General features: G+C 40.2%; 8 protein-coding genes and 1 pseudogene. 2 read left to right on the top strand and 7 right to left on the bottom strand.

The genetic code is table 11. From position 1 onward, the window contains the following. From IKG78_RS06965 to IKG78_RS06935, 7 genes are all read right to left on the bottom strand, one after another. Positions 1 to 465: sulfurtransferase TusA family protein (locus IKG78_RS06965; RefSeq protein ID WP_290941479.1), on the bottom strand; the 465-nt coding region annotated here is incomplete at its 3' end. Positions 466 to 868: 403 nt separating this feature from the next. Continuing rightward, positions 869 to 1,729, bottom strand: coding sequence for a nucleotidyl transferase AbiEii/AbiGii toxin family protein (locus IKG78_RS06960; protein ID WP_290941476.1), 861 nt, complete (start codon positions 1,727 to 1,729; stop codon positions 869 to 871). Position 1,730: 1 nt separating this feature from the next. Further along, the gene (locus IKG78_RS06955) at positions 1,731 to 2,309 is read right to left on the bottom strand and encodes a hypothetical protein (RefSeq protein ID WP_290941473.1); all 579 of its coding nucleotides are present in this window, start codon (positions 2,307 to 2,309) and stop codon (positions 1,731 to 1,733) included. Between the two features lie 283 nt (positions 2,310 to 2,592). Continuing rightward, a complete protein-coding gene (locus tag IKG78_RS06950; protein WP_290941470.1) occupies positions 2,593 to 2,868 on the bottom strand; it encodes a DeoR family transcriptional regulator in 276 nt (91 codons plus the stop codon). Continuing rightward, on the bottom strand, positions 2,861 to 3,160 hold the full coding sequence (locus IKG78_RS06945; RefSeq protein WP_290941467.1) for a hypothetical protein: 300 nt from the start codon (positions 3,158 to 3,160) through the stop codon (positions 2,861 to 2,863). The genes IKG78_RS06950 and IKG78_RS06945 overlap by 8 nt, the downstream gene beginning before the upstream one ends. A 312-nt stretch (positions 3,161 to 3,472) precedes the next feature. Continuing rightward, on the bottom strand, positions 3,473 to 3,751 hold the full coding sequence (locus IKG78_RS06940; protein ID WP_173348449.1) for a type II toxin-antitoxin system YafQ family toxin: 279 nt from the start codon (positions 3,749 to 3,751) through the stop codon (positions 3,473 to 3,475). After that, positions 3,751 to 4,023 (bottom strand): type II toxin-antitoxin system RelB/DinJ family antitoxin, encoded by a 273-nt coding sequence (locus tag IKG78_RS06935; protein ID WP_173348445.1) that lies wholly within the window; start codon positions 4,021 to 4,023, stop codon positions 3,751 to 3,753. The genes IKG78_RS06940 and IKG78_RS06935 overlap by 1 nt, the downstream gene beginning before the upstream one ends. Positions 4,024 to 4,497: 474 nt before the next feature. Between IKG78_RS06935 and IKG78_RS06930 the strand changes: the two genes are divergently transcribed. Beyond that, complete coding sequence (locus tag IKG78_RS06930; RefSeq protein ID WP_290941460.1) at positions 4,498 to 6,630, top strand: DUF87 domain-containing protein; 2,133 nt, start codon at positions 4,498 to 4,500, stop codon at positions 6,628 to 6,630. Further along, positions 6,627 to 6,863: pseudogene (locus tag IKG78_RS06925) on the top strand (nuclease); the annotation flags it as partial. The gene IKG78_RS06930 and the pseudogene IKG78_RS06925, both read left to right, overlap by 4 nt.

Raw genomic sequence — 6,863 nt, 5'->3', positions numbered from 1 at the left:
GGCAAGCGATTTCAACTCGTTGCCGGTACGCTGGCACCAAACATTCACATCCGAGAAGAATGCTTTCTCGGTCGCTTCCACCTGGACTTCTTCGCCGACGGCCACGCTTTTGACCGCTTCGTCCACCTTCACGATTGGGCCTGGGCACTTGAGGCCCTTGGCATCCACATAGTGAATTTTCGGGACGGCGTCAAGCCCGCCTTCTACATTGTACACGTCGTAATCGCGGTCGGCGAGGATTTCGGCAACCTCTTCGGAGCGGTCCCCCGTGGAGCAGAAAACGTAAACGGGTTTGTCTTTCGGGATGCTGTCTATCTTCTTGGACAGTTCAAAGTACGGAACCTGCAACGCACCATTTACAGGGCGTACGATGGCTTCGCTCGGCTCGCGAACATCGAGTAAGGTTGAAATCTTAGTATCGATTTTATAAAAATCTTTTGCAAGAATTTTTTTGACTTCGGACATTTTGTCGTGTAGAAAAGCGTTTAGTGGTGGTGACTCACAGAGTTAAAAGTGTGACAAGCAAAAATACAAATTGCACCTAAGCGGCGCAATATTTCGGGATATACAATTTTTTTATAGCTTTTTATAGCGCAAGGCTATTCCCTGCGCGGTGAAGTCGCTTTACTGTGACATTTCGTCTGCAAAAAAAGCAAAAAAATCATTTCTGCAAATGATTGGATTAATATGGACTCAAATTGTCGGGACCTATGAAGGAGAACCCATTCAGGAGGAATGTAGTCTTATAATCACTAAATCAAAAATACAGCAAAACGAATGTGCCGCTTCCGTAAAGAAATGAGCGAAGGTTCCTATATGGAATTAGCTCGCAAAATTAAGGAACGGATGTCTAACGTCTTTCGGAAGGTTACTCCAGCATTTCTTTTGTCCAATACATTCCTAGCCTATCACGAATCAAATCCATCACATCTTCAAAGTTCAATGAACTCGTGTATTTGATTTTGCGTAGGAAGTTTTTCCAGAGCGCAAGTCTTGATTCGTCATTTGCGAATTTGACGGAAAAGAGGTTCACGTTGGGAGTGTAATTCATTTTCCTAGCGCGGAAAGTCGCTTTGATGGCGGATTCAAGAACCTGGTTATCGATTTTGTGATTTGTCAAAATCTGGTAGACGTCAAAGAAGTCCTTCATACGGCTATTACTTTCATCGCGTGCAATCATGGCATGGAATTTTTCTGCGACAACCGATTCGATTGAATAGACGAAAATATTCGCTTTAGGCAAATTGTCGAGTAGTGAGGGATATAACATCTCTTTTATGCCAACAACCGAATCGCCAAACCCAACGTCGATAGCGACCCACTGGCGTATCGAATCAAGGTTTGCCTGTATTTTCACGTGAAGTCCAAGGTATTCCTTGTCATTCATGATATCTTCAACTTGAATTGAATCAATGTCAAAGGTAATGCCGTCTTCAGGACACGCTTGCAAACAAATATCTGCAAACATAGAGAGGAGCAGTTCTGGCTTTGATGGAAAATTGATACCAAGCAAGTCCACATCCAAAGTCGGGCGTGCTATTACGGGATTCAAAGCGAACAGTAGTGAACCGCCTTTCAAATAGAACGATGACCTGTACTCGCTTTTAGCAAGCCGATACATCAAGCGTTCATGAAAGAAGCGTATGAGAACCTGCTGGTAGTTCCCGTGTATTTTTCTCGTCTGCTCCAGTAGGCGATTTCTTACTGATTTTGCAACTTTATGAACCATCTTAAAGTCCGATTTCCAAATATGTTTTCAGAGTTGCAGCGACACGGAGCTTCTTTGCGTATTCTGTGAGTTTTGAGATATTTCTGTCGGTGCGATGCAGGTATGCTTTTACGATTTCGGCACATACATCTAGTCCGATTTTATTTCGGTATTTTACCGCATCGCAGACGGAGCGCTCCAAGTCGGTTACGCGCACTTTATGCCCATGTACCTCCGCTGTTGTTGTCCCGAATTCTAGCAGATGATCCGACCAGTAATAAAGCGTGACCGGAGGGAATTCAGGCAATACTAGCTTTCGTTTACGCAGAATAGCTATACAAAATGCACTCGGAATTTGCGTCGTGAGCTCGTAATGCTCCCATGCCGAGTACATGCACAGTACGCCGCCGGGCACAAGAACGTCTATATCGAGCATCGTGTCAGCGAGTACAATGGGTTCGGCAAATACTCCTGGGCGCAGGCGAAGTAGTTCGCCTGACTGGACCTTTTGTAGGGCCTGATGATATTGATAGGCGCTCATGTTGTCGCGAAGCATGAGACCTTCGGTATTGCGAATTTCTTTTCCATCATATTTGGGCATATTCCTAATATAATAAAATTACGGCAATTTTGCAAACATGCCGTAGATATTTTAACATTTCACAGAGCGAAGGCTCTGATAACTAAAAAATTCAACTAAATACGGAGAATGTTTAGATATTCCGAATTTCGTTGAAGAATTGCGGGAGAAATTACTACAACTTTGAATATTTGTAGTAGGTTTGTACAGGAGGATTGTGTCATTCATGTCCCAAATCTATACTCACGTATTTGGGGCGTCAAGGGGCCGAACTGTGAGCTGATTTGAGGTGAAAATATGTTTTTTAATTGACTTTCCAATAGCCGTTTTTGTCGGCTCCAATACGAGTAATCAAATTTTGCTTTTTCAGCAGCAACAAATCTCTTTTGATTGTTTTGTCTGTAACGCCAAATTTTTCGGCAAGTTTTTGGGCTGACAGATGAGAATCCTTGAATAGTGCGATGATAATCTTTTTCTGCCTATCTTTTGGAGATGTTTTTACAGGGACATTTACAGGGACATTTACAGGGACATTTTTAATACGCTTTTTTGCCACATTTGGTTTCAATTTTTCAATCACAGCTTTGTCTTTGGCTTTCTTGTCGCTTCACTCGTTTGACGGAATGCTTGATTTTGCCAATAATAAAGTTTAGTTCCAAGGAAGATTCCGTTCCCGTTGTTTCTAAATCGGGCATAACGATGTCTGATAGAATTTCTCCAAATTGTTGCATTTTTGAGTGCTTGTCCACGCTATTATCATCTTTGTGCAATTCAACAAGTTCTCTTTTAAGTTCACGAACGGCTGCAAAGGTCTCTATGATTGCGAAAGTCGTATTGACTGCCGATTTGCTTTTTAAGATTGTTGCAAGCATATAGAGGCCTTTTTCAGTAAATGCATACGGTAAAGACCTACTTTTAGCCGAATAGTTTGTGGACGAAATTTTCGTCCGCAAACACGTTTGAAATCGACGCGACCATCGTCAACAAGAAAAAACAACTCAAAACCTTGGACGAATACAAGAAATCCCTCATCTTCGAATACGTCACCGGCAAAAAAAAAGAAGTCGCCGCCTGTAGAACTGGTCTTTTTCTCGGTTTTTTTTGTAGAAAAAGACCAAAATTAGCCGATAGAATCTGTTTCCGGTGTTCGTTGATTTTTACTGTGACATTTTACTGTGACATTTCTACTTTCCGAACAGGTCTGCGTGCGTTCCTGTATCCACAAGAGTAAGTGTCAAAACGCCTTTATTCTTCCTATAGCACAGAAGCCAATCAGGGTGAATATGGAGTTCGCGCGTGCCAGCGAAAACTCCAGACAACTCGTGGTCCTGATATTTCTCTTCGAGAATTTGATCTGTTCTGAGTTTTTCGACGACAGACTTTAACTCATCTAAAGGCAAACCGCGCTTTTTACAGCGTTTATAGCCTTTCTTGAAACGGCTAGTCCAAATAACTTCGTAAATCATTTGTCCAAGTCCGCCCACATCTCGTCCATATCCGTATAACGCTTGGTCTTCGGGTCGGCCTCGAGCCGTTTCGCCTCTTCGATGGCTTCGAATAGTTCGCCGGAATGTTCCGGGTACTTCACCTCGAAAGGAAGACCGCGATGCAGAACAACCTGCTTCAGGAACATGGAAATTGCCTGCGACATGGAAAGCCCCAGCCCCTCAAGAAGCTTACTGGCCTGGTTGTTCAATTCGGAATCGATGCGGAAATTTTTTGCTACGGTACTCATAGTACCAAATATACGTCTTTTTGCTTGCATATGCAAGCGTTTGCTTGCAAAACCTTGCATATTTAGTGCGTTTACCATTGTTGTTTTCATATGACCTCATCTGCTTACATGCTGAAAAAGCAAAATACTACTGCACAAACGTATACTATAATATAGTTGCAAAAATCCCGATTGTCAATAGGTTCAGGCGATTTTTTGAAAAAAAAAATGGAGGGAGAATGGTTCCCTCTGACTCCTGTTTCGATATGCCTAGAACAGCGCGAAAAAGTGGGCGCGACTACCGAAGTTTTCGCATACTCCCACTTGAAGATGGAAACATATGTAACCATGTCAGATGCTCTCAAAAAAATATAATTATCGTCAGACACTTTAAAACAGTACGTATAACACCTTTTTTTGATTTTTGCGGCAAAATGTCATTGTTTGTCGTGAGATAATTATATTTTTAAAGTAGATTAACAAAAAGGGATAATTATGGGTATTGAAAACGCAATTCAGGATAGCATTGACAACAATAAAAAGATGGAAACCCAGCAATGGATTAAGGAGTTGTTGCAACCAGACCAGCTTGTTGGAGATTTGTATTCCATCAATTATGAAAGTGCAAAAGTTATAATACATGATCACTATAGACACAGGGTTGGTGGAATTCCCAGCTTGAGTTTCCTTATTGCGTCTCGACTAGACCCTAACAAATGTGGTGATATTGATTATAAAGATGAAGATACATCATTTATTCTTCTAAGAGTGATGGATTCGACATCTTTGCCCCAAGATGTTGAAGCGGAAAGAATTCGTGTTGAAACGGCTCAACGAGTAAGTGGTGATTCGTCAAAAAATTATGATGATAATTCTGCTATGGATTATAGAACGAAGAACCTATTGAGTTTTGCTGGTATTCAATGTAGAATCATAGGGACTTTCTATCTTGATGATAACGTAAAAAATCCTGAAGCTAAATTACAATTAAGATTTGGCAGCGATATTTCGAACTATTATCCAAATCATGGTTTAAAAGTCTATAAGCCTAATGGGAAAGCTTTAGAAAGAATTATTAATTATATTGATCCGTATACAGAACTTGCAAATATTGAAAAATATGGTTCAGGTAACAAGGTAAAGATAGGTAATGTTCGCTATGCCTCAACTAATCGTAGATTTCAGAATATCGATGATGTTCCCGTATATATTTATCCAGCAGACTTGCTTTCTCAAAAAACAGCCTTGTTTGGCATGACTCGTACGGGTAAATCGAATACAACAAAAATTATCGCAAAATCCGTTTTTGAACTAAGAAAGAATCAAGGGCAATCTTTAAAAATCGGCCAAGTTATTTTTGATCCAAATGGCGAATATGCAAATGAAAATGTCCAAGATAATAATTCTGCACTAAAAAATGTTTGGCAGATGATTCCGGGGGCGATAAAAGATGACGAAGTTGTTACATATGGCATTACAAATCATCCAAATGACCCTGATCGAAAGATGATGTTGATAAACTTTTATCTTGAAGAAAATATTCTTATAGGAAAAGATATTATAAACAATCTCTTGGCTGATGATACTACTACTTATATGAAAAGTTTTGCTCAAGCCAACTTGAGCAAACCTGAAAATGCAGAGCCTTTTGGCTCGGATATGACAAGATATAAACGTCGTATTCTTGCGTACCGGTCTGTATTAAAAAGAGCTGGTTTCCCTGCTCCGTCTAATATAAAGCCAAGTACAAAGAATTTGTTTAATAAAGAATTGATTGCCGCATTGGAAGGGAGTAACCAAAGTGACAATGCTACAGAATATCAGTCTGCCGCAAAAATATTTTCTTCAGACAATGTGACATGGGACCAACTTGGAAACGCTTTTGAAGCTCTTGATAAATTTATGAGAGATACTAGAAGTGGGTATAGAGAATTTGAGAATAATTATGTGAACAAGAAAGGAGGTTCTGGAGATCGGTGGGCCGATGAAGATTTGAAAAAAATTATTGGCATTTTCCAATATCCAAATGGCACAAGAAAAATTGGCAAAGCAATCTTACAACATAGTGCAAGTACATCATCAGATTATGCTGATGATATTTATAATGACTTAGTTGCTGGAAAATTGGTTATAGTCGACCAATCAAGTGGCGATCCTGAACTTAATAAATCCTCTGCGTATCGCATTATTACAAAAATTTTCCAAAATAATCAGCAGGATTTCATCAAAGGAAAAGAGAAAATCCCTGAAATTCTCGTGTACATAGAAGAAGCTCATAACATTCTTCCGGCGGGCAACGATTTAGACATGTCTGATATGTGGGTTCGTACAGCCAAAGAAGGTGCAAAGTATAGAATTGGCATGGTATATGCCACGCAAGAGGTGAGCTCTATTCAAAAAAATATTCTAAAGAATACTTCAAACTGGTTCATCAGCCATTTGAATAATACTGATGAAACTAAAGAATTGTGTAAATACTATGACTTCGCTGATTTTGAGCCGTCAATAAGAAGGGCTCAAGACAAAGGCTTCTTACGTGTAAAAACTCTTAGTAACTTATTTGTGATACCCGTTCAAGTTGATAAGTTTGATTTACAAGCGGATTTAAGCAAGCAGGCCAAATTATGAGTTTTGAAGGTGAATTTGCACATTACGAGCCGCTAAGAAGGCTTCTTTCAAGCCAGAAAGTGCAGGCTTTTGTCGATTCTCTTAAAATTCGAGATGTCGCCACCAATGCAACAGACGTTGTTAAGCAAGTTGTAAAAGAAAAAGATTTGGATGACTTGTGCACTGTACAGCCCGATTTGATTTTGGCTATAGATGGAAGTGTTGCGGAGGCACCCGTGACAAAAGGATTCCCG

The organism is Fibrobacter sp., assembly GCF_017545445.1.
In the GTDB taxonomy this organism is placed as follows: domain Bacteria; phylum Fibrobacterota; class Fibrobacteria; order Fibrobacterales; family Fibrobacteraceae; genus Fibrobacter.
Note: the sequence above shows the minus strand (reverse complement) of the source record. Positions and strands in the feature narration are given on the sequence as shown.

Coding starts and splice junctions, on each gene's coding strand:
- IKG78_RS06960 (WP_290941476.1), bottom strand. CDS start 1,729: ATGGTTCATAAAGTTGCAAAATCAGTAAGAAATCGCCTACTGGAGCAG.
- IKG78_RS06955 (WP_290941473.1), bottom strand. CDS start 2,309: ATGCCCAAATATGATGGAAAAGAAATTCGCAATACCGAAGGTCTCATG.
- IKG78_RS06945 (WP_290941467.1), bottom strand. CDS start 3,160: ATGCTTGCAACAATCTTAAAAAGCAAATCGGCAGTCAATACGACTTTC.
- IKG78_RS06935 (WP_173348445.1), bottom strand. CDS start 4,023: ATGAGTACCGTAGCAAAAAATTTCCGCATCGATTCCGAATTGAACAAC.
- IKG78_RS06930 (WP_290941460.1), top strand. CDS start 4,498: ATGGGTATTGAAAACGCAATTCAGGATAGCATTGACAACAATAAAAAG.